Below are 25,648 nucleotides of genomic sequence, written 5' to 3'. Positions count from 1 at the left end.
GAAACCCTAAATCACCGCACCGACAATCCCCTCGGGACCGTCAGCTGGTCCAGAACTCCCACCAGCGGGTCAGCACCAGCATGCCGATGATGCCGATGTGCACGACCGGCAGGACCCAGGTGAACTCGCCGAAGAAGGACTTCAGCGGGCGCGGGGCCGGCAGGAAGCCGTTGCGGACGTTGAACGAGGTGACGTACCAGAACATGGTGATCGTGGCGACCCAGGCCAGCGAGCACCACAGGCACAGGGCGTTGATCCGGTACAGGGACTGGAACTGCAGCCAGGTGCAGAAGCCGACGCCGAACAGCGTGCCGAAGTTGAACGTCAGCCAGTACCAGCGCGGGAACCGGGCGCGGGCCAGCAGGCTCATGCCGACGCAGACGACGATGCCGTAGCAGACCAGGCCGAGCATGGGGTTGGGGAAGCCGAAGGCGGCGGCCTGCTTGCTCTCCATGACGCTGCCGCAGGAGACCACCGGGTTGAGGCTGCACCCGGGGGTGAAGGTCGTGCCCGCGACCTTCGCCTCCAGGAGCTTGAACTTGTCGATCGTGATGACCCACGCGGCCAGCAGTCCGGCCGCGCCGGTGAGCACGAGCAGGATGGCGAAGGCACGGCTGCCGCCGGCCGCGCGCGGGGCGTCGGCGGCGCGCTCCGGACCGGGCTTCGCGGAGACGTCGTTCACTGTCGTCTTGCTCATCACGCCGATTCCGTCACTTGAGAGTTGGACCATCTTCGGGCACCGGCCATTGTGCCGCACGCGCCGGTGCCGGGGCCGTTCACTCCGCATAAGGATGTGCGTACGACGGTTACCGCCTGCCAGGTTCCGCCCTTACGGCAAGGGCGCCGGACGCCCTCCGGGAGGGGGTCCGGCGCCCATGCGCGCGGGTGCGGCTAGCCGAGCCGGGACTCCAGCTCCGCCACGATCTCGTTGACGCCGATCGCCGTCTGCTCGCCGGACTCCATGTCCTTGAGCTGGACGACGCCCTCGGCGAGGTCGCGCTCGCCGGCGACGACGGTGTAGCGGGCGCCCGAGCGGTTGGCGTTCTTCATGGCGCCCTTCAGGCCCTTGCCGCCGTAGGAGAAGTCCGCCGCGATGCCGACCTTGCGCAACTCGGTGACCTTGGCGAACAGCACCCGGCGGGCCTCCTCGCCGAGCGGCACGGCGTAGACGGAGGTGGTGGAGGGCAGGTCGAGCCGGACGCCCTCCGCCTCCAGTGCGAGGACCGTGCGGTCGACGCCGAGGGCCCAGCCGACCGACGGCAGCGCGGGGCCGCCGATCATCTCGGACAGGCCGTCGTACCGCCCGCCGCCGCCCACCGCGGACTGCGAGCCGAGGCCGTCGTGCACGAACTCGAAGGTGGTGCGGGTGTAGTAGTCCAGGCCGCGCACCAGCTTCGGGTCGTCCTCGAAGGAGACGCCGGCGGCGGTGATCAGCTCGCGGACCTCCTCGTGGTACGCCTTGCACGCGTCGCACAGGTAGTCGCGCAGCAGCGGGGCGCCGGCGAGCTGCGCCTGCACCGACTCGCGCTTGTCGTCCAGGACGCGCAGCGGGTTGATGTCGACGCGGCGGCGCGTGTCCTCGTCCAGGTCCAGGCCGTGCAGGAAGTCCTGGAGCGCGGTCCGGTAGACCGGGCGGCACTCCTTGTCGCCGAGGCTGTTGAGCAGGATGCGGAAGTTCCTGAGGCCCAGCGAGCGGTACGCCTGGTCGGCCAGGATGATCAGCTCGGCGTCCAGCGCGGGGTCCTCGGCGCCGATCGCCTCGGCGCCGACCTGGGAGAAGTGCCGGTAGCGGCCCTTCTGGGGGCGTTCGTAGCGGTAGTAGGAGCCGGAGTACCAGAGCTTGACCGGGAGGTTGCCCGTCTTGTGCAGGTTGGCCTCCAGGGCCGCCCGCAGCACGGACGCGGTGCCCTCGGGGCGCAGGGCGAGCCGGTCGCCGCCCTTGGTCTCGAAGGCGTACATCTCCTTGGTCACGATGTCGGTGGACTCCCCGACACCGCGCGCGAACAGCTCGACGTTCTCGAAGCCGGGCGTCTCGACGTAGCCGTAGCCGGAGTTGCGCAGCGGGGCGGCGATCGCCTCGCGGACCGCCAGGTAGGCCGCGGAGTCCGGCGGGATCAGGTCGTAGGTGCCCTTGGGGGCCTTGAAGGTGCTCACGGAGTCTTTCGTCACATTCCTCGTCGGGGAGCCTCCTGGGCTCCCGGGCCGGCGGCCACCTGCCGCAGATAGGGATTGGTGGCGCGCTCCTGGCCGATGGTCGTCTGGGGGCCGTGGCCGGACAGCACCACGGTGGAGTCGTCGAGCGGCAGGCACACCCGGGCCAGCGACCGCATCATGTCCGCCATGGATCCGCCCGGCATGTCGGTGCGTCCGATGGAGCCGGCGAACAGCAGGTCCCCGGAGAAGAACACCGACGGCACGTCGGCGCTCTCGGGCATCCGGAAGGCCACCGACCCCTTGGTATGGCCCGGCGCGTGCGCGACGGAGAACGTGAGTCCGGCCAGCTCCAGCGCGGCCCCGTCCGACAGCTCGCGGACGTCGTCCGGCTCCCCCACGGTCAGCTCGCCCAGCAGCGGCATGCCGATGGAGCGGCCGAGCGCCTTCTCGGGGTCGCTCATCATGTACCGGTCCTCGGGGTGGATCCAGGCCGGTACGTCGTGTGCGCCGCAGACGGGGACGACGGAGGCCACGTGGTCGATGTGGCCGTGGGTGAGGACGACGGCGACGGGCTTGAGCCGGTGTTTCCGGAGCGTCTCCGCGACGCCTTCGGCGGCCTGGTGGCCGGGGTCGATGATCACGCACTCCTCGCCGGCGGCGGGGGCGACGAGATAACAGTTCGTCCCCCAGGCCCCGGCGGGGAACCCGGCAATGAGCACGATCGTCCTTCGTTGTGTCGGTTACGGGCGGCTACAGGCGGCTTCGGCCGCCCTCAGAGCCTACCGGCGCTGCCGTTTCCTCAGCCAACCCATATACGGTACGGGGCTACACGCAGCGGTCGGAGCACGAGGACGCACGCGTACCGCCCGACACACGACACGCATGAGGAGACAACCCGGTGGTCAGCCAGGAGCAGCGGCGGCGTCAGCTCGCCCGGGAGAAGTTCTTGCGGCAGCAGCAGCGGCGCACCGAGGCGCGCCGCAAGGGCCGCCTGCGCAACTCCGTGATCGCGTCGGTACTGGGCGTGGTCGTGATCGGCAGTGTCGCCCTGTACACGACCGGGGTGCTCAAGGACGACGACGGCAAGAAGACGGACGCGAGCGCCCAGGTCACCCCGAGCGCCCCGCCCACCAGCAAGGCCCCGGACCCGTGCGCGAAGCCCGCGGCCGGCTCGGTGAAGAAGCTGAGCTGGAAGAAGGAGCCGGCGATGACGGTCGACACGTCGGCCGACTACACCCTCAAGCTGGCGACGACCTGCGGCGACATCGGCATCGCGCTGAAGACGTCGGCGGCGCCGCACACGGTGAACTCGTTCGACTTCCTGGCGGGCCAGGGGTACTTCGACCACACCAAGTGCCACCGGCTGACCACCAAGGACATCTACGTCCTGCAGTGCGGCGACCCGCAGGGCACCGGCTCGGGCGGCCCCGGCTACACGCTCCCGGACGAGAACCTCGAGGACAAGAGCCTGAAGAACAACACCTACCCGGCGGGCACGGTGGCGATGGCCAACACCGGGCAGAAGCACACCGGCGGCAGCCAGTTCTTCCTGGTCTACAAGGACAGTCCGCTGCCGCCCAGCTACACGCCGTTCGGCACGATCGACGCGGCGGGCATGAAGGTGCTGAACAAGATCGCGGCGGCCGGCGAGAACACCGGCGGCGGTGACGGCGCACCGAACGCGACGGTCGTGATCGACAAGGCCACGGTCGCCAAGTCCTGACTCCGCGCGACCGCCCGCCGGTGCCGGACCCCGGAGCTGAGCAGGGCGGTCGGCGCAATTCTGTGGCGCTGGATGCGGACAGGCAACCCGCTGGTCGCCTATGTTGGCCGTGACGAAACTGTGGACGATGCCCGGGGGTGCTGAGGCCCCCCGCAGGCATCATGTGGAGGAGGCGCTGTGAGCAGCGACCCGTGGGGCCGCGTCGACGAGACGGGCACCGTGTACGTGCGGACGGCCGACGGCGAGCAGGTCGTCGGTTCCTGGCAGGCAGGATCGCCCGACGAGGCGCTCGCCTACTTCGAACGCAAGTACGAGGGCCTGGTTGTGGAGATCGACCTCCTCGAGAAGCGCGTGCGGACCACCGACCTGTCGGCGAAGGACGCCCAGGCCGCCATCGGTCACCTGCGCGAGCAGGTGGACGCGCACCACGCGGTCGGCGACCTGGAGGCGCTGCGCGTCCGGCTGGACAAGCTGGTCGCCACCGTCGAGGCCCGCCGCGAGGAGCGCAAGGCCCAGCGGGCCAAGCAGTCCGACGAGGCCCGCAAGGCCAAGGAGGACCTGGTCACCGAGGCCGAGGAGCTGGCCCGGTCCGACCAGTGGCGGGCCGCCGGCGAGCGGCTGCGGGCGCTGGTGGACACCTGGAAGGGGCTGCCGCGCCTGGACCGCAAGTCCGACGACGAGCTGTGGCACCGCTTCTCGCACGCCCGGTCGGCGTTCTCCAAGCGCCGCAAGGCGCACTTCGCGCAGCTGGACGCGCAGCGCGAGGAGGCACGCCGGGTCAAGGAACGGCTGGTCGCCGAGGCGGAGGCGCTGTCGGGCTCGACGGACTGGGGGCCGACGGCCGCCCGTTACCGCGACCTGATGGCGGAGTGGAAGGCCGCGGGCCGGGCGCAGCGCGAGCACGAGGACGACCTGTGGAACCGCTTCCGCGGCGCCCAGGACGTGTTCTTCGCCGCCCGCAGCTCGGTCTTCGCCGAACGGGACGCCGAGCAGTCGGAGAACCTGAAGCTGAAGGAGGAGCTGGCCGAGGAGGCCGAGAAGCTCCTGCCGATCGGCGACCTGAAGGCCGTGCGCGCCGCCTTCCGCTCGATCAACGAGCGCTGGGAGGCCATCGGCCACGTCCCGCGGGACGCCCGGCCGAAGGTCGAGGGCCGCATGCACGCCGTCGAGCGCGCGATCCAGGAGGCCGAGGAGGCCGAGTGGCGCCGGACGAACCCGGAGGCACGCGCGCGTGCCGAGGGTCTGACCGGCCAGCTCCAGGCCGCCGTGGACAAGCTGACGGCGCAGATCGAGCAGGCGCGCGCCCAGGGCAACAACGCCAGGGCCGACAAGCTGGAGAAGGAGCTGCAGGGCCGCCAGGCACTCCTGGAGCAGGCCCTGAAGGGCTTGCAGGAGTTCGGCGGCTGATTTCCCCAGCCGAAGCCACGAGGGCCCCGTACGCGCGTACGGGGCCCTTCGCCGTTCCGGGTGCCGCGTCGTGGCGGCCGGGTCCTAGGACCGGCTGCGGCCCGAGGTCACGCGGTACACGTCGTACACGCCCTCCACGCCCCGGACGGCCTTCAGGACGTGGCCGAGGTGCTTGGGGTCGCCCATCTCGAAGGTGAACCGGGAGGTGGCCACCCGGTCCCGGGAGGTCTGGACGGCCGCCGACAGGATGTTGACGTGCTGGTCGGACAGCACCCGGGTGACGTCCGAGAGCAGCCGGGAGCGGTCCAGGGCCTCCACCTGGATGGCGACCAGGAAGACCGAGGACTGGGTGGGCGCCCACTCGACGTCGAGGATGCGCTCCGGCTCGCGCGAGAGCGAGTCGACGTTGACGCAGTCGCTGCGGTGCACCGACACACCGCTGCCGCGGGTGACGAAGCCGATGATCGGGTCGCCCGGCACCGGCGTACAGCAGCGGGCCAGCTTCACCCACACGTCCTCGACGCCCTTGACCACGACGCCCGGGTCGGCGCTGGAGCGCCGCTTACGGCTGCGGCCGCGGGACGGCGGGACCGACTCGTCGATCTCCTCGGTGGCCGCCTCCTCGCCGCCCAGGGCCTGCACCAGCTTCTGCACGATGTTCTGCGCGGAGACATGGCCCTCGCCGATCGCCGCGTACAGCGCGGAGATGTCCGAGTAGCGCATCTCGTGGGCGAGCGTGACGAGCGAGTCGCCGGTCAGGATGCGCTGGATCGGCAGGTTCTGCTTGCGCATGGCCCGCACGATGGCGTCCTTGCCCTGCTCTATCGCCTCGTCGCGGCGCTCCTTGGAGAACCAGGCGCGGATCTTGTTGCGCGCCCGCGGCGACTTGACGAAGCCGAGCCAGTCCCGGGACGGGCCGGCGCCGGTGGCCTTGGAGGTGAAGACCTCCACCAGGTCGCCGTTGTCCAGGGTGGACTCCAGCGGTACGAGGCGGCCGTTGACCCGCGCTCCTATGGTGCGGTAGCCGACCTCGGTGTGGACCGCGAACGCGAAGTCCACCGGGGTGGACCCGGCCGGCAGCGCTATGACGTCGCCCTTGGGGGTGAAGACGAAGACCTCGTTGCGGGACAGGTCGAAGCGCAGGGACTCCAGGAACTCGCTGGGGTCCTCGGTCTCCTTCTGCCAGTCCAGCAGCTGCCGCAGCCACGCCATGTCGTTGATGGCGTCCTTGTCCTTCCCGGACGCCTTCGGCACGTCGGTGCGGACCTTGGAGGCGCCGGCGACGGCCTCCTGCTTGTACTTCCAGTGCGCGGCGATGCCGTACTCGGCGCGGCGGTGCATGTCGAACGTGCGGATCTGCAGTTCGACCGGCTTGCCGTTGGGCCCGATGACCGTCGTGTGCAGCGACTGGTACATGTTGAACTTGGGCATCGCGATGTAGTCCTTGAACCGGCCGGGGACCGGGTTCCAGCGCGCGTGCACCGTGCCGAGCGCGGCGTAGCAGTCGCGGACCGTGTCGACGAGGACGCGGATGCCCACCAGGTCGTAGATCTCGGCGAAGTCGCGGCCGCGCACGATCATCTTCTGGTAGACGCTGTAGTAGTGCTTCGGGCGGCCGGTGACGGTCGCCTTGATGCGGGCGGCGCGCAGGTCGGACTGGACCTCGTCGGTCACTATGGCCAGGTACTCGTCGCGCTTGGGCGCCCGCTCGGCCACCAGCCGTACGATCTCGTCGTACATCTTGGGGTAGAGGATCGCGAACGCGAGGTCCTCCAGCTCCCACTTGATGGTGTTCATGCCGAGGCGGTGGGCGAGCGGAGCGTAGATCTCCAGCGTCTCGCGCGCCTTCTTCTCCTGCTTCTCGCGCTTCAGGTAGCGCATGGTGCGCATGTTGTGCAGCCGGTCGGCCAGCTTGATGACCAGGACCCGCGGGTCCTTCGCCATCGCCACGACCATCTTGCGCACCGTCTCGGCCTGCGCGGCCTCGCCGAACTTGACCTTGTCCAGCTTGGTCACGCCGTCGACGAGCAGGGCGACGGTGTCGCCGAAGTCCCGGCGGAGCTGGTCGAGGCCGTACTCGGTGTCCTCGACCGTGTCGTGCAGCAGCCCGGCCATCAGGGTGGCCGGATCCATGCCCAGCTCGGCGAGGATGGTGGTGACGGCGAGCGGATGCGTGATGTACGGGTCGCCGCTCTTGCGCTTCTGGCCGCGGTGCCAGCGCTCGGCGACCTGGTAGGCGCGCTCGATCTGGCGCAGCGTGGAGTTCTCGATCTTGGGGTCGTTGCTGCGCACTATCCGCAGCAGCGGCTCCAGGACCGGGTTGTAGGGGTTCGCGCGCTGGACGCCGAGGCGGGCGAGGCGGGCCCGGACCCGGTTGGAGGAGCCGCTGCGGGCGGGCTGCGCGGCCGGCTGACGCACCACCGGGGGCTGCGCCGGACGCTCGGCCGGGGCCTGCTTGGGCCGCACGGACTCGGCGCTCTTCTCGACGGGCGCCGAGTGGGCGTGCTCCACCGGCCCGCGGGTGTCGTTCTTCACCTGGGACGCGTGCGGCGCGGGCTTCGCCGCGGCGGCCGAGGCGGACTCGGGCTTGGCGGCGGTCAGTGGCTGGGCCTCGTCTGGCAAGAGGGCTCCTCGTGCGCGATCCGGGTCCCCGGTCAGGCTCCGGAAACCCCATGGTAGCGATCCTGCGCCCGGTCATCGCCTTCAGGCGGCTGTGAGGACCGTGTACCCCCGCAACACACGGGACTCCCCGGGGATTTTGGGAAATATCCAGCGACGGGCCCGCGGGGGTACGGCGCGTCCCGGTACGGCGACGGCCGCCCCGGTGCTCGCGGGGCGGCCGTCGTGCCGTGGGTACCGGCCGGACCGGGCCGTGCGGACCGGTCAGACCTGGAGCAGCGCCTCGAGCGGGGCGTCGCCCAGGGCCGGTTCCAGCCGGGAGCGTCCGGCCAGGAAGCCCAGTTCCATCAGCACCGCCAGACCGGCCACATCGGCACCGGCCCGCTGGATGAGATGGATCGCGGCCTCGGCCGTACCGCCCGTGGCCAGGACGTCGTCCACGATCAGGACGCGGTCGCCGGCGGCCAGGTCCTCGGCGTGCACCTCGATCTCCGCCGAGCCGTACTCTAGGTCGTAGGCCTGGCGCAGGGTGGCTCCGGGCAGCTTGCCCGCCTTGCGGACCGGGATGAAGCCCAGGCCCGCGCGGACGGCGACCGGCGCGCCGAGGATGAAGCCCCGGGCCTCCAGGCCGACGATCTTGGTCGCGCCGGTGCCGGCGGCGATCTCGGCCAGCGTGTCGGTGAGCGCGGTGAAGGCCGCCGGGTCGGCCAGGAGCGGGGTGATGTCCTTGAACATCACGCCCGGCTCCGGATAGTCGGCCACGTCCCGGATGCGGCTGAGCAGCAGGTCCCGGATGTCGGTCATCGGCGCTTCCCCGAGGCACGGCCGCGGCCCCGGCCGCGGGAGACGGGCTGGCTGCGCGGGCCGACGACGGCGGGAGCGCCGTCGTCGTCACCGGCGGTGGTACGGGGCTCGGTCACGTCCTCGTCCGCGGCGGCCTGGGCGCGCTTGGCCAGGATGCGCTTGGTGAGGGCCTTCATCGCCGGCTCGCGCTCCTTGAGGTCGGCGACGAGCGGGGTGGCGATGAAGATCGACGAGTAGGCACCGGCCGCGAGACCGACGAACAGCGACAGCGAGATGTCGTTGAGCGTGCCCGCGCCGAGGAAGCCGCCGCCGATGAAGAGCAGACCGGCGACCGGCAGCAGGGCGACGACCGTGGTGTTGATGGAGCGGACCAGGGTGCCGTTGATCGACCGGTTGGCGATCTCGCTGTAGGTGAACCGGGTCTGCTTGGTGATGTCCTTCGTCTGCTCCTTGAGGCTGTCGAAGACGACGACCGTGTCGTAGAGCGAGTAACCGAGGATGGTGAGCAGACCGATGACCGTGCCGGGCGTGACCTCGAAGCCGACCAGGGCGTAGATGCCGGTCGTGATGGTGATGTCGTGGATCAGCGCGACCAGCGCCGCGATGGCCATCCGCCACTCGAAGGCGATCGCCAGGTAGATCACCACCAGGACCATGAAGATCGCCAGGCCCTCCCAGGCCTTGTTGGCGATCTGCTCGCCCCAGCTCGGGCCGACCAGGTCGGCGGCCAGCTTCTCGGAGTCGAGGTTCAGGTCCTTGGCCAGCTCCTGCTTGATCCGGTCGGACTGGGCGGTGTCGATGCCGGCGATCTGGATGCGCAGGCTGCCGTTGCCCAGCTTCTGCACGATCGCCTCGTGGCCGGAGGCGTCCGTGGCGAACTTCTCCGCCTGCGCCACCGACGCGCTCATCTTCGTGGGCGTCGTGAAGACCGCGCCGCCCTGGAACTCGATGCCCATGTTCAGGCCGCGCACCGCCAGGCCGACGATGGCCGTGATGGTGATCAGGATCGAGATGCCGTACCAGATCTTGCGCTTGCCGATGAAGTCGTAGGAGATCTCGCCGCGGTGCAGTCGAGCGCCGAGGTTGCCGAGTTTCGACATCGCTCACGCCTCCTTCGGGTCGACGGGGCCGGCGGCGGGACCGGCGGGACGGCGGGTGCGGCGCAGCGGCGGCTTGGCGCCCAGGCCCTTCGGGTCGAGCCCGGACCACTTGTGGCCGTCGGCGAAGAACCTGCGGCGGGCCAGCAGCGTCATCAGCGGCTTGGTGAACAGGAAGACCACGACCACGTCGAGCAGGGTGGTCAGGCCCAGCGTGAAGGCGAAGCCCTGCACCTTGCCCACGGTGACGATGAACAGCACGGCGGCGGCGAGGAAGGACACGAAGTCGGAGACCAGGATGGTGCGCCGGGCACGCGGCCAGGCCCGCTCCACCGCCGGGCGCAGCGTACGGCCCTCGCGGATCTCGTCCCGGATGCGTTCGAAGTACACGATGAACGAGTCCGCGGTGATACCGATGGCGACGATGGCACCGCAGACCGCCGGCAGGTTCAGCGCGAAGCCGATGGCCGGGCCGAGCAGCGCCATGATCACGTAGGTGAGGATCGCGGAGACCAGCAGGGAGGCCATGGCGACGAGCGACAGACCGCGGTAGTAGACCACCAGGTAGATCACGACCAGCGCCAGGCCGATCGCTCCCGCGAGCAGACCGGCGTGCAGCTGCTCGCCGCCGAGCGCGGCGGTGACGGTGGTGACGGACTGCTCCTGGAAGGAGAGCGGGAGCGCGCCGTACGACAGCATGTTGGCGAGGTTCTGCGCCTCGTCCTGCTGGAAACTGCCCGAGATCTCCGCCTGGCCGCCGGTGATGGCCTGGCGCACGGTCGGGCTGGAGACGACCTCGCCGTCCAGGACGATGCCGAACTCGTTCTGCGGCTGGGTCTTCGTGGCCAGCTCGCCGGTGATGTCGGCGAACTTCTTGGCACCGCCGGAGGTGAAGGTCATCTGGACCTGCCAGCCGGCGGCGCCCTGGGTGTCGAAGACGGCCTGCGCCTTCTTCACCTCGGTGCCGTCGACGGCGGCCGGGCCGAGCAGGTACTTGAACCAGGCGTCGTCGATCTGGCCGCAGGCCACGGTCGGCTGGCCGGGCTTGACGTTCTTGCCGGCGTTGGCCCGGTCGGTGGGCTTGGCGCAGTTCAGGGCCGCGTACTGGGCCTGCAGCCTGGCGTTCGCGTCCGAGCCGCCGGCCGGGGCCGAGGGGCTCGCCGACGGCTTGCCGCCGCCCGAGGCGGAGGCGCCCGGCGAGGGGGTCGAGTCGGCCTTCAGGGCGTCGGTGACGGCACGGCCCTGGGAGGTCGCCGAAGCGGAGGGGGAAGCGGAGCCGCCGGTCGAGGTCGCCGTCTCCTTGTCGGAGGCGGAGGCGGACGCGCTGGCGCCCGGCTTCGGCGAGGAGCTGGAGCCGGAGGAGGCGCTCGGCGACGGGCTCTTCGCGGCGGGGCCGCTGGGCTCGCTCGTCAGGACCGGCCGGAAGTACAGCTTGGCGGTGGTGCCGACCTGCTCCTGGGCCTCCTTGGAGTTGGTGCCCTTGGGGATGTTGACGATGATGTTGTCGTTCCCCTGGGTCTGCACCTCCGCCTCGGAGACGCCCAGGCCGTTGACCCGGCGGTTCATGATGTCGACCGCGGTGTCCATGTTGGCCTTGTTGATCGCGGACCCCTGGTCGGCCTTCGCCTTGAGCGTGATGCTCGTACCACCGGCGAGGTCGATACCGAGACGCGGAGTGGTGTGCCCGGAGGCGAACATCCCTCCGGTGAGCGCCACGATGGCGATCAGGATGAGGGCCAGCGAGCGCCCTGGCTTGCTCTGGGCGCTCGCGCTACGGCCCCTCTTAGGTGCTGCCACCTTCTCGTACTCCCTCTCGGGCCGCCCCGCGCCCGGTCGGCGCGGTCGGCCATGACATGGTGTCGGGCTCCCCTGCGGGAACAGACGCGCCCGGGACTCGCGGGGGCGTCGTCATGCCGCCGCCGCGCCTCCCGGGGCGTGACTACTTCGCGTCGGAGTCGCCGTCGGTCTTCTTGGCGTCTTCCTCCGTCTTGGCCTCGGCGGCGGCCGCCTTGTCCTCGGCGGCCTGGACGGCGTCCGCGCCGCGCTCGGCGGCGGCGTCCTTCTTGCCGAGGTCGATCCGGTCGTCGGAGCCGGCGGCAGCGGCCGATCCGTCGGTCTCGTCCGCCTCGGTGAGGGAGGAGGCGTCGTCCGGGACGAGGCCGGCGTCGGACTTCAGGTCGTGCTCGATGCCGTGGACGATGCGGTTGTACTCGTCGTCGGTGAGGACGGCGCCGATGGCGTTCTTGGCGAAGAGGAGGTCGACGCCCGGTGCGGCGTCGAGGAGGACCGTGTCCTCGTTGACCTCCTTGACCGTCGCGTACATCCCCCCGATCGTGCGGACGCCCGAGCCGGGCTGCATCTCGTTCCGCATCTGACTGGCCTGCTGCTGCTTCTTCTTGGCCGAACGCGTCATCAGGAACATGGCCGCGATGAGCACGATGAACGGGAGGAGGGTATAGGCATTCACGGGACGGGCATTTCCTTCGCGCGACCGCGCGGTGAGCGGCCTGTTGACGGGGGTGTGGTCGGCGCCGCCCGCAAGGGCGGCATCGGCGGAGTCTAAGCGAGTCCGCTCTCATGGAACAACGCTCAGCATGGCACCTGGGTTCCTGCCGGGCCACCGCCCTCGCCGCGGGACGGCCCTCACGCCCCGAACAGGTCCTGTTGTCCGGTTCCGGCGGCCGGCGCGTGCGGCGGGGTCAGGCCGAGGTGGGCCCAGGCCGCGGGGGTGGCGACCCGGCCCCGCGGGGTGCGGGCGAGCAGTCCCTCGCGGACCAGGAACGGTTCGGCGACCTCCTCCACCGTCTCCCGCTCCTCCCCCACCGCGACGGCCAGCGTGGACAGTCCGACCGGTCCGCCGCCGAACAGCTTCAGCAGCGCCGTCAGGACCGCGCGGTCGAGCCGGTCGAGACCGCGCGCGTCGACCTCGTAGACGGCGAGGGCCGCCCCGGCGATCTCGCGGGTGATCACGCCGTCGGCCTTGACCTGTGCGTAGTCCCGGACGCGGCGCAACAGGCGGTTGGCGATCCGGGGCGTGCCCCGGGACCGGCCGGCGATCTCGGCGGCACCGGCCGGCTCGATCTCGACGTCCAGCAGACGCGCCGAGCGGTGGACGACGCGCTCCAGCTCGCGCGGTTCGTAGAACTCCATGTGCGCGGTGAAGCCGAAGCGGTCGCGCAGCGGCGGCGGCAGCAGGCCCGCGCGCGTGGTGGCGCCGACCAGCGTGAACGGCGGCAGCTCCAGCGGGATGGCGGTGGCGCCGGGGCCCTTGCCGACGATGACGTCGACCCGGAAGTCCTCCATCGCCATGTACAGCATCTCCTCGGCGGGCCGGGACATCCGGTGGATCTCGTCGAGGAAGAGGACTTCGCCCTCCTGGAGGGAGGAGAGGATCGCGGCGAGGTCGCCGGCGTGCTGGATGGCCGGTCCGGAGGTGATGCGGATGGGGGCGCCCATCTCGGCCGCGATGATCATCGACAGGGTGGTCTTGCCGAGGCCGGGCGCGCCGGAGAGCAGCACGTGGTCGGCGGTGGCGCCGCGCGCGCGTGCGGCGCGCAGCACCAGGTCGAGCTGTTCGCGGACCTTCTCCTGTCCGATGAACTCGCCGAGGTCCTTGGGGCGCAGGGCGGCCTCGACGGCCTGGTCCTCCCGGTCGGCGACGGAGTCCACGAGCCGCTCGCCTGCCGGGTCGGGGGCCGGCGTTTCGGTCGGGTCGTCCCAGTTCATGTGATTGCCTTACGACGGTTCGGGTCAGCGGGCGCGGTTCAGGGTCTGCAGGGCGGCCTTCAGCAGCTGCCCGACCTGCGGGGCGCCGCCGGCGGCCTCGGCCTGCGGCGTGACGGCGGCCACGGCCTCGTCGGCCTCGCGGGTGGCGTAGCCGAGGCCGATCAGGGCCGCGTGCAGCTGGTCGCGCCAGCCCTGGCCGGCCGGGGCGCCGACGGCCGGCCCGCCGACGGGCTCGCCGAGCCGGTCCTTCAGGTCCAGCAGCAGCTTCTGGGCGCCCTTCTTGCCGATGCCGGGGACCGCGGTGAGGGCCTTCTCGTCACCGGTGGCGACCGCGCGGCGCAGCGCGTCCGGGGTGTGCACGGCCAGCATGGCCTGGGCGAGGCGCGGGCCGACGCCGCTCGCGGTCTGCAGCAGCTCGAAGACCTGGCGCTCGTCGTCGTCCGCGAAGCCGTACAGGGTGAGCGAGTCCTCGCGGACCACCAGGGAGGTGTGCAGCCGGGCCGCCTGGCCCACCCGGAGCGTGGACAGGGTGTTCGGGGTGCACTGGACGGCCATGCCGACGCCGCCGACCTCGACGACCGCGGCGTCCGGGGCGAGCGCGGCGACCGTGCCGCTGACGAAGGCGATCATGCCGTGGGGCCTTTCGTTGCATGGACGGCGTGCCGGGCGACGGCCTGCTGGAGCCGGTTCTGCGCGGGGGCCCGCCAGATGTGGCAGATGGCGAGCGCGAGGGCGTCGGCGGCGTCGGCCGGCCGGGGCGGGGCGCTGAGCCGCAGCAGGCGGGTGACCATGGCGCCCACCTGGGCTTTGTCCGCGCGTCCGCTGCCGGTGACGGCGGCCTTGACCTCGCTGGGGGTGTGCAGGGCGACGGGGATGCCGCGCCGGGCGGCGCACAGCATGGCGACGGCGCTGGCCTGGGCGGTGCCCATGACCGTCCGCACGTTGTGCTGGCTGAAGACGCGCTCCACGGCGACGCATTCGGGCCGGTGCTCGTCCAGCCACTGCTCGATGCCCTGCTCCACGGCGAGGAGGCGGTGGCTGAGTTCGGCGTCCGCCGGGGTCCGGACGACGCCGACGCCGACCATGGTGAGCGGACGGCCCGCGACCCCTTCGACGACACCGACACCGCACCGCGTCAGGCCGGGGTCCACCCCGAGGACACGCACGCGCCGCTCCCTCCCTCACCCAAACACATGTTTGTGCAGGCTATCGGGTGACACTGACAACGCCGTACAACGCGACGGGCCGACGGGGGACGTGTCCCGTCGGCCCGGTCGGCCAGCCGTGCGCGTTACGCGTCGACCTTCTCCATGATCTCGTCGCTCACGTCGAAGTTGGCGAAGACGTTCTGCACGTCGTCGCTGTCCTCCAGCGCGTCGATCAGCTTGAAGATCTTCTTGGCGCCCTCCTCGTCCAGCTCGACCTGCATGGTCGGGACGAAGTTGGCCTCGGCGGACTCGTAGTCGATGCCGGCGTCCTGGAGGGCCGTGCGCACCGCGACGAGGTCGGTCGGCTCGCTGAGCACCTCGAAGTTCTCCCCGAGGTCGTTGACCTCCTCGGCACCGGCGTCCAGCACCGCGCCGAGCACGTCGTCCTCGGACAGCTCGCCCTTGGGGACGATGACGACGCCCTTGCGGTGGAACAGGTACGACACCGAGCCGGGGTCGGCCATGGAGCCGCCGTTGCGGGTCATGGCGACGCGGACCTCGGAGGCGGCGCGGTTGCGGTTGTCGGTGAGGCACTCGATGAGCACCGCGACACCGTTCGGACCGTAGCCCTCGTACATGATCGTCTCGTAGTCGGCGCCGCCGGCCTCCAGGCCCGCGCCGCGCTTGACCGCGGAGTCGATGTTCTTGTTCGGGACCGACGACTTCTTCGCCTTCTGGATGGCGTCGTACAGCGTCGGATTGCCGTCCGGATCGGCACCGCCCATCCGGGCCGCGACCTCGATGTTCTTGATCAGCTTCGCGAAGAGCTTGCCGCGCTTGGCGTCGATCACGGCCTTCTTGTGCTTCGTCGTGGCCCATTTAGAGTGGCCGGACATCTGCCTGTCTCCTTCGCGTAACCCATCTCTGTACGAACGGCAGAGATCCTACAAGGACTCGTGCGTCCGGTTGGCGCGCACCATGTCCACGAACAGGGCGTGCACGCGGTGGTCGCCGGTCAGCTCCGGGTGGAAGGAGGTGGCCAGCGCGTTGCCCTGGCGCACGGCGACGATGTGTCCCTCGTGCTCGGCGAGCACCTCCGCCGCGGCGCCCACGGACTCCACCCAGGGGGCGCGGATGAAGACGCCCTCCACAGGATCGCCCGCGACGCCCTTGACGTCGACCGCGGCCTCGAAGGACTCGTTCTGCCGGCCGAAGGCGTTGCGGCGCACGATCATGTCGATGCCGCCGACCGTCTCCTGGCCCGAGCGCGGGTCGAGGATCTTGTCGGCGAGCAGGATGAGGCCGGCGCAGGTGCCGTAGACGGGCAGGCCGGCGCGCACGCGGGCGCGCAGCGGCTCCATCACTCCGAAGAGGACGGCCAGCTTGGAGATGGTGGTCGACTCGCCGCCGGGCAGGACGAGGCCGTCGACCTCGGCGAGTTCCTCGGGGCGCCGCACCGGCCTGGCCACGGCGTCGGCCGCGGCCAGGGCGATGAGGTGCTCCCGGACGTCGCCCTGGAGGGCCAGGACGCCTATGACAGGAGTGTTCATGGGGTGTCGTACCTGTGGGTTACCAGCCGCGGTTCGCGTAGCGCTCGGACTCGGGGAGGACGTCGCAGTTGATGCCGACCATGGCCTCGCCGAGGTTGCGGGACGCGTCCGCGATGATCTTCGGGTCGTCGTAGAAGGTGGTGGCCTTCACGATGGCGGCGGCGCGCTTGGCCGGGTCGCCGGACTTGAAGATGCCGGAGCCGACGAACACGCCCTCGGCGCCGAGCTGCCGCATCAGGGCCGCGTCGGCCGGGGTGGCGACACCGCCGGCGGAGAACAGCACGACCGGCAGCTTGCCCAGCTCGGCGACCTCCTTGACCAGCTCGTACGGGGCGCGCAGCTCCTTGGCGGCGGCGTACAGCTCGTGGTTGTCCAGGCCGCGCAGCCGGGCGATGTCGCCCTTGATCTGACGCAGGTGGCGGACGGCCTCCACGACGTTGCCGGTGCCGGCCTCGCCCTTGGAGCGGATCATCGCGGCGCCCTCGGAGATGCGGCGCAGGGCCTCGCCCAGGTTGGTCGCACCGCACACGAACGGCGTGGTGAAGGACCACTTGTCGGAGTGGTTGACCTCGTCGGCCGGGGTGAGCACCTCGGACTCGTCGATGTAGTCGACGCCGAGGGACTGGAGCACCTGGGCCTCGACGAAGTGGCCGATGCGGGACTTGGCCATGACCGGGATCGAGACGGCCTCGATGATGCCCTCGATCATGTCCGGGTCGGACATGCGGGCCACGCCGCCGTCCTTGCGGATGTCGGCCGGGACCCGCTCCAGGGCCATGACCGCGACGGCGCCCGCGTCCTCGGCGATCTTCGCCTGCTCCGGCGTGACGACGTCCATGATCACGCCGCCCTTGAGCTGTTCGGCCATGCCGCGCTTCACGCGGGCGGTGCCGGTCTCGGGAGCCTGGTTGTCGATGGTGGACACGGGTGACCTCGCTGGTGGTGAAAGAGGGTTTCTGCACTCCCGAGAAAACGCGAGCGGACCAGGCCACAGCAAGGGCCAATGGAAAGCCGGTGGATCGTTTTCGGCCGGTCCGGGGTCAGGACACCCGCTCGACCAGCGCCGCGGGCGGCTCGTCGTCCATCTCGAAGGCCAGCGGGAAGGGGGCGTGGCCGGCCAGCCGGAACCAGCGGACTTTGCGGTGCTCGCGGAGCCTGCGGGCGGCTCCCACGGCGTCGTTGTGGAAGCGGCGGGCCATCGGCACCCGGCGGACCGCCTCGGCCAGCTCACGGGCGGCCTCGTCGCCGCCCGGGGCCACGCGGACGGCCTCCACCTGGGCCGCGTCCCGGAAGACCGCCCGCAGCGCCTGGCTCAGCTCGCTCTCGGCGACCTCGCGCTGCTCCTCCTCGGCCTGCCGGGCCGCGTGCGCCGCCTCGTACAGGACGATCGAGGCGGCCGGGTCCAGGACGCCCGAGGTCGCCAGCTCCTGGGCCACCGAGGCCCGCCGCAGCAACTGGGCGTCGAGCGCGGCGCGGGCCGCCTCCATCCGCACGTGCAGCCGGTCCAGCCGGCCGGCCGTCCAGCCGAGGTACACGCCGACGGCGAGCAGGGCGACGAGGATCCAGATGAGGGTTGCGGTCACGGCGGAAGGCTATCGGCAGGCGGGGTACGGCCTCCAAGGCGCGATACGGGGCGGGCCCGGCGGGGCGGGGCGCCGACCGGCGTCCCGCGCCGTACGCCGGTCAGTCCCGGGCCAGGCCGAGCCGCGCCCGCAGACCCGTGCGCTCGTCCGTGGCGACGGCCGACGTGCCGGTCGTCACCGTCTCGTACACGGACAGGATGTCCGCGCCGACCGTCGACCAGTCGAAGCGCCGCACATGGGCGCTGCCGCGCTCGCGCAGCCCGGCGCGGCGGGCCGGGTCCGCCAGCAGCCGTACGGCCGCCTCGGCCAGCGCGTCGGCGTCCTCGTTGGCGAACACCTCGCCGGCCTCGCCCTGGTCGAGGACCTGCACGAACGCGTCCAGGTCCGAGGCGAGCACGGGCGCGCCCGCCGACATCGCCTCGACCAGGATGATGCCGAAGCTCTCGCCGCCGGTGTTGGGCGCCACGTACAGGTCGACGCTGCGCAGCAGACGGGCCTTGTCCTCGTCGCTGATCATGCCGAGGAACTCCACGCGCGGGCGCAGCTCCTCGGGCAGGTGCTCGACGGCCGCCTCCTCGTCGCCCCGGCCGGCCACCAGCAGCCGGGTCCCCGGCCGGGCCGCCAGGATCGCCGGCAGCGCCTTCATCAGGACGGGCAGGCCCTTGCGGGGCTCGTCGATCCGGCCGATGAAGCCGATGGTCCCGCCCTGCCACTCGGGCCGCGGCTCGGCTCCGGCGAAGAAGTCGACGTCGACGCCGTTGGGGATGACGACCGCGTCCCCGCCGAGGTGCTCGACCAGCGTGCGCCGGGCGTACTCGCTGACCGCGATCCGCGCGCTGATCTTCTCCAGCGCCGCCTGGAGGATCGCGTAGGCGGCGATCATGGCGCGCGAGCGCGGGTTGGAGGTGTGGAACGTCGCGACGATGGGGCCCTGGGCCGCCCAGCAGGTCAGCAGGCCCAGCGAGGGCGAGGTCGGCTCGTGGATGTGCACCACGTCGAACGCGCCGTCGTGCAGCCAGCGCCGTACCCGCGCGGCCGACAGGAACCCGAAGTTCAGCCGGGCCACCGAGCCGTTGTACGGCACCGGGACCGCGCGGCCGGCCGAGACGACGTACGGCGGCAGCGGGGTGTCGTCGTCGGCCGGGGCGAGGACGGAGACGTGGTGGCCGAGGCGGATGAAGTACTCGGCGAGGTCGCGGACGTGGAACTGGACGCCACCGGGCACGTCCCAGGAGTACGGGCAGACGATCCCGATTCTCACGCGGGTCCCTTCGCGGGGTCGAGGTCGGCGAGCCACAGGCGCTGCAGCATGTGCCAGTCCTCCGGGTGCGCGGCGATCCCGGTGGCGAAGGCGTCGGCCAGCGCCTGTGTCATGACGGAGGTCTTCTCCACGCGCGTGCCCGACTCCGGTACGTCGACCGGGGCGTGGACCCGGCCCCGCATGACGGGTGAGTCGTCGTACCAGAGGGTGACGGGCAGCAGCAGCGCGCCCGTCTGCTGGGCGAGCAGCGCCGGACCGGCCGGCATCCGGGCCGGTTCGCCGAAGAAGTCGACCTGGACGCCGGAGGCGGACAGGTCGCGGTCGGCGACCAGGCAGACCAGGCCGCCGTCGCGCAGCCGCCGGGCCAGGGTGCCGAAGGCGGTGCCGCCGCTGTGCGGCAGGACCTCCATGCCCAGGCCCTCGCGGTAGGCGACGAAGCGGTCGTAGAGCGTCTCCGGCCTGAGCCGCTCGGCGACCGTGGTGAACGGGGTCCGCAGCGCGGTGGTGACCCAGGCGCCGGCCAGGTCCCAGTTGGCCAGGTGCGGCAGGGCGAGGATGACGCCCCGGCCGGCGGCGAGCCCGTCGGTCAGGTGGTGGACGTCCTGGGGGTCGAAGCCGGTCCGCACCCGCTCGGCGCTCCAGGCCGGCAGCCGGAAGGACTCCATCCAGTAACGCAGGTACGAACGCATGCCCGCGCGGGACAGCTCCGCCAGCCGCTCGGGGCCGGCGCCGGGCACCACGCGCGCGTAGTTCGCCTCCAGCCGCAGCACGCCCTTGCCGCGCTGTTTCCAGGCGAGGTCGGCGATGGTGCGGCCGAGGCGCACGGCGGCGGGCTCGGGGAGCTTCTTGACGCCGCTCCAGCCCAGGCCGTACAGCGCGTCGGTGAGCCGGTCGGCGGTGCTCACTGCGCGGCTCCGCCGGTGCTCTGCCGGGCGGCCGCCTCGGCCTCGGCGGACTCGCGGCGGACGGTGACGACCCGCTGGACCAGGGTGACGAGGCTGCCCGCCGCGACGATCCACAGCGCGATCGGCAGCAGCCACTGGATGCCCGGCACCCCGAACTTGTGCAGGCCCGCGAAACCGGCCGCGACCAGCGAGATCACCAGCCGCTCGGCGCGTTCGACGAGGCCGTTGACGGCGACCGGCAGGCCGATCGACTCGCCGCGCGCCTTGGTGTACGACACCACCTGCCCGCTGGCCAGGCAGAAGATCGACACCGCGCACAGCGCGTTGTCGTGCCCCTGTCCCGCGTACCAGAGCGCGAAGCCGCCGAAGATCGCGCCGTCGGCGACCCGGTCCAGGGTGGAGTCGAGGAAGGCGCCCCAGCGGCTGGAGCGGCCCAGCTGACGGGCCATGTTGCCGTCGACCAGGTCGGAGAAGACGAACAGGGTGATCACGACCGTGCCCCAGAAGAACTCTCCCCTGGGGTAGAAGACCAGCGCTCCCGCGACCACGCCGGCGGTGCCGATGAGCGTGACCGTGTCGGGGCTCACGCCCCGGCGGATGAGAAACGTGGCGAACGGTGTGAGGACACGCGTGAAGAATGCACGCGCGTACTTGTTCAGCATGGCCTTCCCGACGGTCGGTGACGCCGCGGCCCTGCTGGCCGCCGGCTGGCCCATCGTAGCCAGGCGCGCACGGGGCCGGCGGGCGGGCACCCGGCGGCGGCGCCGGCGAGCGGTGCGCGCGGCGGCGCACGGGCCCGCCGGTCACGGAAACGGTCACCCGCGCGCACGCTTCGTAGTCCTTCGTATGGACGGGGCGTGACGGGAGTGGAAAGCTCGAATAACCGCGGGCGTCGCCGGAGCCGCCAGAGCACGCGGATCCCGCGTGTCCGCGCCCACAGTGACCTCACCGTGCACGGGAGGCAGGATCATGGGCGACAAGGCACAGTCACACCACCCCGGGGCCGCCGGCAGGGCTCTCACGGCCCACCGGCCCGCGTCCCTGCGCAATGTGGTGCTGGTCGGCCACTCCGGTTCGGGAAAGACGACCCTGGTGGAGGCCCTCGCGCTGACCGCGGGGGCGGTGAACCGGGCGGGCCGCGTGGAGGACGGCGGCACCGTCTCCGACCACGACGAGATCGAGCACCGCCAGCAGCGCTCGGTCCAGCTCTCCCTGGTGCCGGTCGCCTGGGACGGCATCAAGGTCAACCTGCTGGACACCCCCGGCTACGCCGACTTCGTCGGGGAGCTGCGGGCCGGGCTGCGCGCCGCGGACGCGGCCCTCTTCGTGGTGTCCGCCGCCGACGGGGTGGACGGCTCGACGCGGATGGTGTGGGAGGAGTGCGCGGCCGTCGGCATGCCCCGCGCGATCGTGATCACGCACCTGGAGGCCGCGCGCGCGGACTTCGAGGAGACGACCCGGGTGTGCGCCGAGGTCTTCGGCGGCGACGACCCCGACGCGGTCCTGCCCCTGTACCTGCCGCTGCGCGCCCCCGAGGGCCCGGACGGGCACACACCGGTGACCGGGCTGGTCGGGCTGCTGTCACGGAAGCTGTTCGACTACTCGACCGGCGAGCGCAAGGAGTCCGAGCCCGGCGAGGAGCAGCTGCCCGGCATCGAGGAGGCCCGCGACCGGCTTATCGAGGGGATCATCGCGGAGAGCGAGGACGAGACCCTGATGGACCGCTATCTGGGCGGCGAGCAGGTCGACGTCGAGACCCTCGTCCGGGACCTGGAGCGGGCCGTGGCGCGCGGCTCGTTCTTCCCCGTGCTGGCCGCCGCCCCCGCCGCCGAGGGTGCCCGGCAGGGCCTCGGCACGGTGGAGCTGCTGGAACTGGTCACCGGCGGCTTCCCGACCCCGTCCGAGCACCCGCTGCCCGCGGTCACCACGACCGGCGGCGAGCCGCGCGAGCTGAAGCCATGCGACCCGGACGGCCCGCTGGTCGCCGAGGTCGTCAAGACCGCCTCCGACCCGTACGTGGGCCGGGTGTCACTGGTCCGCGTCTTCTCCGGGACCCTGCGCCCGGACCAGACGGTGCACGTCTGCGGGCACGGCCTCGCCGACCGCGGGCACGAGGACCACGACGTCGACGAGAAGACCGGCGCCCTGTCCATGCCGTTCGGAAAGCAGCAGCGCCCGGTGACCCACGCCGTCGCCGGCGATCTGGTGTGCGTGGCCAAGCTGAGCCGCGCCGAGACCGGCGACACCCTCTCCGCCAAGGACGACCCGCTCCTGATGGCGCCCTGGCGGATGCCCGACCCGCTGCTGCCGCTCGCCATCCAGGCGCACAGCAAGGCCGACGAGGACAAGCTGTCCCAGGGCCTCGCCCGGCTGGTCGCCGAGGATCCGACGATGCGCCTGGAGCAGAACCAGGACACCCACCAGGTGGTCCTGTGGTGTCTGGGCGAGGCGCACGCCGACGTCGCCCTGGAGCTGCTGCGCAGCCGCTACGGCGTCCAGGTCGACGTCGTCCCGCACCGGGTGCCGCTGCGCGAGACGTTCGCGGCCAGGGCCACCGGGCGGGGCCGGCACGTGAAGCAGTCCGGCGGTCACGGCCAGTACGCCATCTGCGAGATCGAGGTGGAGCCGCTGCCGGTCGGCTCGGGCATCGAGTTCGTCGACAAGGTGGTCGGCGGCGCCGTGCCCCGGCAGTTCGTCCCGTCCGTCGAGAAGGGCGTACGGGCCCAGGCCGCCAAGGGCGTCACGGCCGGCTATCCGCTGGTGGACGTGCGGGTCACCCTGCTGGACGGCAAGGCCCACTCGGTGGACTCCTCCGACGCCGCCTTCCAGACCGCGGGCGCGCTCGCCCTGCGCGAGGCCGCGGCCGACGCCGGGATCCATCTGCTGGAGCCGGTGGCCGAGGTGAGCGTGCTGGTCGGCGACGACTACGTGGGCGCCGTGATGAGCGACCTGTCCGGCCGGCGCGGCCGGCTGCTCGGCACCGAACAGGCGGGTTCCGGACGGACGCTGATCCACGCGGAGGTACCCGAGTTCGAGATCGGCCGGTACGCGGTCGACCTGCGCTCGCTCTCGCACGGCACGGCCCGCTTCGACCGTGCCTACGCCCGGCACGAGCCTATGCCGCCGCAGATCGCCGCCCGCCTGCGCGAACTGGCCGGGGACGAGGGGTAGCACGGGAGCACGGACCGGGCGCACGGACGGGCGGCTTCCGCCGTCCGCCCGCGGGCCGCCGGTGCCGGCGGATACCCTGATCACGTCGTGCCACGACCGTCCGCAGTCGGCCGGTAGGGCACGGCGCGTGGTCCAACAGGTGTGCGGAGCAGGGAAGTCGGGAAGGCCGCAGGAACGGCACCGGCGGCGATGGGGGCGGGAATGTCGTTTGGCACGGAGTGGGACGGGCCCCAGGTGCCCGTCTCGGGCGGCGAGGGTCAGGCGGCGACGGCCGCGCTGGCCTCGGCGGCGTACCGGGACAGCCCTGTCGAGGAGATCAAGAAGGCCGACAACGAGTGGCATCAGTCGACCGTCAAGGCGGGCCGGATCAAGATGCTCCGGCCCAATCTGGGCGAGGCGTTCTCCCGGGCCCTGGTGGACCGGATGCTGGCCCCGGGCCGCAAGGCGCTCATCCAGTCCTTCGGCGTCGAGCCGCAGTTCGTGGTGGAGCACGCGCTGGCCGCGAACAACATCCGCCGGGAACGGGACAATCTGCTCAGCGTCATCACCGTCGTCTGCGGCCTGCTCTTCCTGCCCGGTCTGCTCGGCTGGCTGCTCGTCTTCCTGCTGCGCTCCTTCGTCGCCCGGCGCGACGACCGACGGGCCGGGACGCTGGCCACCACGCTCCTGCTGGGCTTCGGCCTGCTCGCGGCGCTGTTCCTGGTCAAGATGCCGTTCACCGGCTTCTGGGCGTGGTACGCCCGCGCCTGCGTCGTCGTCCCCGTGCTCGGCTGGTTCTGGGCCCGGCGGATCTGTGAGCGCACCGCCCACGACCTGCGGGCCCGCTGGGACGGCCTGCTGTCCGGGACCAGCGTCGGCGCCAAGGTCCCGGAGGCCGTGCCGCGCGGGCCCGGCCACACCTCCGCCGAGGACCTGCGCCAGTCCCTGGCCCGGCTGAGCGCCGAGCAGCAGTCCAACTCGGTCTTCTACGCCGGGCCCAAGGGCATACTCGGCATGGGCACCCGCTGGGGCGCCTGGCAGCTCGCCGAGGATCTCGTGCCCGCCGAGGCCGGCCGGGAGATCCATCCCTTCCGCAGCTGGGACGTGATACGCGCGATCCACGACCAGCTGGCCCTGCTGGAGCGCGGCCCGCTGCACACGGGCGGCTTCCCCAAGCCGTCGGTACGGCACTGGATCGTCACGCCGATCGGTGAGAAGGCCGGGTCGGTGTCCCGGCCCGAGGGCACCGACGTGGAGGCGTTCCGGGTGAAGCCGCACGCCATACAGGAGATCTGCAACAACCAGCAGTTCGGCAGCGGCGACCGGCACTATCTGGGCGTGCAGTGGACCCTCTGGGACGGGCAGTTGGTCATCACCATGCTGATCACGGTGACCGTGCTGCACCAGACCCTGCGCATCGAGGTCACCGGCCATGCGCTGGGGCCGGTCAACTCGCTGTTCACCAGCAAGCCGGAGGCGCCGACCAAGGAGGTCGCGAAGTCCCTCAAGCCCTGGGAGAACCGCACCGTCAAGCTGCCGCTGGTCACCACCGACGAGGTGGTGCGGCTCGCCGCCCGCGCCCCGCTGACCTGGTATCCGCCGCTGCTGAACTGGCTGGGCGGCTCGCTCGGGCTGCCCGAGCCGTTCGGTCTGCGGCACGCCTGGGCCGACCAGCCGTGGCGTCATCGTTTCATGGCCGACGACGCGCTGCGCGCGGCCACTCCGGTGCTGCGCGTGGTGCACTCGGCCGCGATCAAGGTGCTCAAGGAGAACGGCGTGGACACCGAGAAGTTCGGCGCCCGCTCGTCGTTCCTCAGCGGCAACGTCCAGGACCCGAGCCCGAGGAAAGCCGACCTGTACGACGCGTAGGCCGCCCGCGGGTGACGGGCCCCTGGGCCGCCGTCACCCGCACGCGCAAGGGCCGGGCCCGTCCTACGCCGGCCAGGCCTGCGCCAGCATCGTCCTGGTGTCGGCCAGCAGCTGCGGCAGCACCTTCGTGTGGCCCACGACCGGCATGAAGTTGGTGTCGCCGCCCCAGCGCGGGACGATGTGCTGGTGCAGATGGGCGGCGATGCCCGCACCCGCGACCGTGCCCTGGTTCATGCCGATGTTGAAGCCGTGCGCGCCGGAGGCGGTACGCAGCGCCGTCATCGCCTGCTTGGTCAGCTCCGCCAGCTCGGCGGTCTCCGCGTCGGTCAGTTCGGTGTAGTCGGCCACGTGCCGGTACGGCACGGTCATCAGGTGGCCGCCGTTGTACGGGTACAGGTTGAGGACGGCGTACACCCGCTCCCCGCGCCGGACGATCAGCCCGTCCTCGTCCGACTTGGCCGGAATCGAACAGAAGGGGCAGCCGTCGTCGGCTCCCGGGCCGGTCGGCTTGTTCTCGCCCTGGATGTAGGCCATCCGGTGAGGCGTCCACAGACGCTGGAACGCGTCCTGGGTCCCCACTCCGATCTGCTGTTCCGGCTCACTCGTCATACCAGGCAGCATATGGCCTCACCGGAAAGGCACGGCAAAGGGC

23 protein-coding genes are annotated in these 25,648 nt (G+C 71.7%); 4 read left to right on the top strand and 19 right to left on the bottom strand.

Features of this window, described 5'->3' with window-relative positions; genetic code table 11:
- Positions 1–40: 40 nt before the first annotated feature.
- The 3 genes from ACH4OA_RS16715 to ACH4OA_RS16705 form a co-directional block, all read right to left on the bottom strand.
- Positions 41–697, bottom strand: a complete 657-nt coding sequence (locus ACH4OA_RS16715; protein WP_365874959.1) for a vitamin K epoxide reductase family protein — start codon at positions 695–697, stop codon at positions 41–43.
- 194 nt (positions 698–891) lie between these two features.
- A complete protein-coding gene (gene hisS / locus ACH4OA_RS16710) occupies positions 892–2,154 on the bottom strand; it encodes a histidine--tRNA ligase (protein ID WP_365874957.1) in 1,263 nt (420 codons plus the stop codon).
- Positions 2,155–2,165: 11 nt separating this feature from the next.
- Positions 2,166–2,873, bottom strand: a complete 708-nt coding sequence (locus ACH4OA_RS16705; RefSeq protein ID WP_365874955.1) for an MBL fold metallo-hydrolase — start codon at positions 2,871–2,873, stop codon at positions 2,166–2,168.
- 179 nt (positions 2,874–3,052) lie between these two features.
- Here ACH4OA_RS16705 and ACH4OA_RS16700 point away from each other — a divergent pair, with 179 nt between their 5' ends.
- The gene (locus ACH4OA_RS16700) at positions 3,053–3,877 is read left to right on the top strand and encodes a peptidylprolyl isomerase (RefSeq protein WP_397969533.1); all 825 of its coding nucleotides are present in this window, start codon (positions 3,053–3,055) and stop codon (positions 3,875–3,877) included.
- A gap of 177 nt (positions 3,878–4,054) precedes the next feature.
- Positions 4,055–5,284, top strand: coding sequence for a DUF349 domain-containing protein (locus ACH4OA_RS16695; RefSeq protein WP_397969531.1), 1,230 nt, complete (start codon positions 4,055–4,057; stop codon positions 5,282–5,284).
- Between the two features lie 84 nt (positions 5,285–5,368).
- Here ACH4OA_RS16695 and relA read toward each other — a convergent pair whose 3' ends face one another.
- The 15 genes from relA to pgsA all read right to left on the bottom strand — a co-directional run bounded on the left by relA (position 5,369) and on the right by pgsA (position 20,693).
- Positions 5,369–7,906, bottom strand: a complete 2,538-nt coding sequence (gene relA, locus ACH4OA_RS16690; protein ID WP_397969530.1) for a GTP pyrophosphokinase — start codon at positions 7,904–7,906, stop codon at positions 5,369–5,371.
- A gap of 261 nt (positions 7,907–8,167) precedes the next feature.
- Complete coding sequence (locus ACH4OA_RS16685) at positions 8,168–8,707, bottom strand: adenine phosphoribosyltransferase (RefSeq protein ID WP_365874947.1); 540 nt, start codon at positions 8,705–8,707, stop codon at positions 8,168–8,170.
- Positions 8,704–9,807: a protein translocase subunit SecF gene (secF, locus tag ACH4OA_RS16680; protein WP_365874945.1), complete on the bottom strand. Its 1,104-nt coding sequence runs from the start codon at positions 9,805–9,807 to the stop codon at positions 8,704–8,706. The genes ACH4OA_RS16685 and secF overlap by 4 nt, the downstream gene beginning before the upstream one ends.
- Positions 9,808–9,810: 3 nt before the next feature.
- Positions 9,811–11,601: a protein translocase subunit SecD gene (gene secD / locus ACH4OA_RS16675; protein ID WP_397936900.1), complete on the bottom strand. Its 1,791-nt coding sequence runs from the start codon at positions 11,599–11,601 to the stop codon at positions 9,811–9,813.
- A gap of 142 nt (positions 11,602–11,743) precedes the next feature.
- Complete coding sequence (gene yajC, locus ACH4OA_RS16670) at positions 11,744–12,271, bottom strand: preprotein translocase subunit YajC (protein ID WP_397946552.1); 528 nt, start codon at positions 12,269–12,271, stop codon at positions 11,744–11,746.
- Between the two features lie 176 nt (positions 12,272–12,447).
- The gene (ruvB, locus tag ACH4OA_RS16665; RefSeq protein WP_365874939.1) at positions 12,448–13,530 is read right to left on the bottom strand and encodes a Holliday junction branch migration DNA helicase RuvB; all 1,083 of its coding nucleotides are present in this window, start codon (positions 13,528–13,530) and stop codon (positions 12,448–12,450) included.
- A 24-nt stretch (positions 13,531–13,554) separates the two neighbouring features.
- Positions 13,555–14,160, bottom strand: coding sequence for a Holliday junction branch migration protein RuvA (gene ruvA, locus ACH4OA_RS16660; protein ID WP_397936902.1), 606 nt, complete (start codon positions 14,158–14,160; stop codon positions 13,555–13,557).
- Positions 14,157–14,696, bottom strand: coding sequence for a crossover junction endodeoxyribonuclease RuvC (ruvC, locus tag ACH4OA_RS16655; RefSeq protein WP_397969528.1), 540 nt, complete (start codon positions 14,694–14,696; stop codon positions 14,157–14,159). The genes ruvA and ruvC overlap by 4 nt, the downstream gene beginning before the upstream one ends.
- A gap of 125 nt (positions 14,697–14,821) precedes the next feature.
- Entirely contained in the window at positions 14,822–15,574 is a 753-nt protein-coding gene (locus tag ACH4OA_RS16650) for a YebC/PmpR family DNA-binding transcriptional regulator (RefSeq protein ID WP_397936904.1), read from the bottom strand.
- 48 nt (positions 15,575–15,622) lie between these two features.
- The gene (gene pdxT, locus ACH4OA_RS16645) at positions 15,623–16,228 is read right to left on the bottom strand and encodes a pyridoxal 5'-phosphate synthase glutaminase subunit PdxT (RefSeq protein WP_365874931.1); all 606 of its coding nucleotides are present in this window, start codon (positions 16,226–16,228) and stop codon (positions 15,623–15,625) included.
- Between the two features lie 19 nt (positions 16,229–16,247).
- The gene (pdxS, locus tag ACH4OA_RS16640; protein ID WP_365874929.1) at positions 16,248–17,153 is read right to left on the bottom strand and encodes a pyridoxal 5'-phosphate synthase lyase subunit PdxS; all 906 of its coding nucleotides are present in this window, start codon (positions 17,151–17,153) and stop codon (positions 16,248–16,250) included.
- Positions 17,154–17,268: 115 nt separating this feature from the next.
- The gene (locus ACH4OA_RS16635; protein ID WP_397936906.1) at positions 17,269–17,811 is read right to left on the bottom strand and encodes a hypothetical protein; all 543 of its coding nucleotides are present in this window, start codon (positions 17,809–17,811) and stop codon (positions 17,269–17,271) included.
- Between the two features lie 100 nt (positions 17,812–17,911).
- Positions 17,912–19,072, bottom strand: a complete 1,161-nt coding sequence (locus ACH4OA_RS16630; RefSeq protein ID WP_397936907.1) for a glycosyltransferase family 4 protein — start codon at positions 19,070–19,072, stop codon at positions 17,912–17,914.
- On the bottom strand, positions 19,069–19,977 hold the full coding sequence (locus ACH4OA_RS16625) for a phosphatidylinositol mannoside acyltransferase (protein ID WP_397936909.1): 909 nt from the start codon (positions 19,975–19,977) through the stop codon (positions 19,069–19,071). The genes ACH4OA_RS16630 and ACH4OA_RS16625 overlap by 4 nt, the downstream gene beginning before the upstream one ends.
- Positions 19,974–20,693 carry a phosphatidylinositol phosphate synthase gene (gene pgsA, locus ACH4OA_RS16620; protein ID WP_365874921.1) on the bottom strand — a complete coding sequence of 240 codons (720 nt, stop codon included), beginning with the start codon at positions 20,691–20,693 and terminating at the stop codon, positions 19,974–19,976. The genes ACH4OA_RS16625 and pgsA overlap by 4 nt, the downstream gene beginning before the upstream one ends.
- A 253-nt stretch (positions 20,694–20,946) precedes the next feature.
- Here pgsA and ACH4OA_RS16615 point away from each other — a divergent pair, with 253 nt between their 5' ends.
- Both ACH4OA_RS16615 and ACH4OA_RS16610 read left to right on the top strand, forming a co-directional pair.
- Positions 20,947–23,148 (top strand): elongation factor G-like protein EF-G2, encoded by a 2,202-nt coding sequence (locus ACH4OA_RS16615; protein ID WP_397969527.1) that lies wholly within the window; start codon positions 20,947–20,949, stop codon positions 23,146–23,148.
- A gap of 201 nt (positions 23,149–23,349) precedes the next feature.
- Positions 23,350–24,996, top strand: a complete 1,647-nt coding sequence (locus ACH4OA_RS16610) for a hypothetical protein (protein ID WP_397969525.1) — start codon at positions 23,350–23,352, stop codon at positions 24,994–24,996.
- Positions 24,997–25,059: 63 nt separating this feature from the next.
- On the opposite strand, the gene ACH4OA_RS16605 is transcribed toward ACH4OA_RS16610, so the two are convergent.
- Positions 25,060–25,617, bottom strand: a complete 558-nt coding sequence (locus ACH4OA_RS16605) for an HIT domain-containing protein (RefSeq protein ID WP_365881828.1) — start codon at positions 25,615–25,617, stop codon at positions 25,060–25,062.
- Positions 25,618–25,648: the final 31 nt, after the last annotated feature.

The sequence above is a fragment of the Streptomyces sp. NPDC017095 genome (genome assembly GCF_044332325.1).
Lineage (GTDB): Bacteria > Actinomycetota > Actinomycetes > Streptomycetales > Streptomycetaceae > Streptomyces.
Note: the sequence above shows the minus strand (reverse complement) of the source record. Positions and strands in the feature narration are given on the sequence as shown.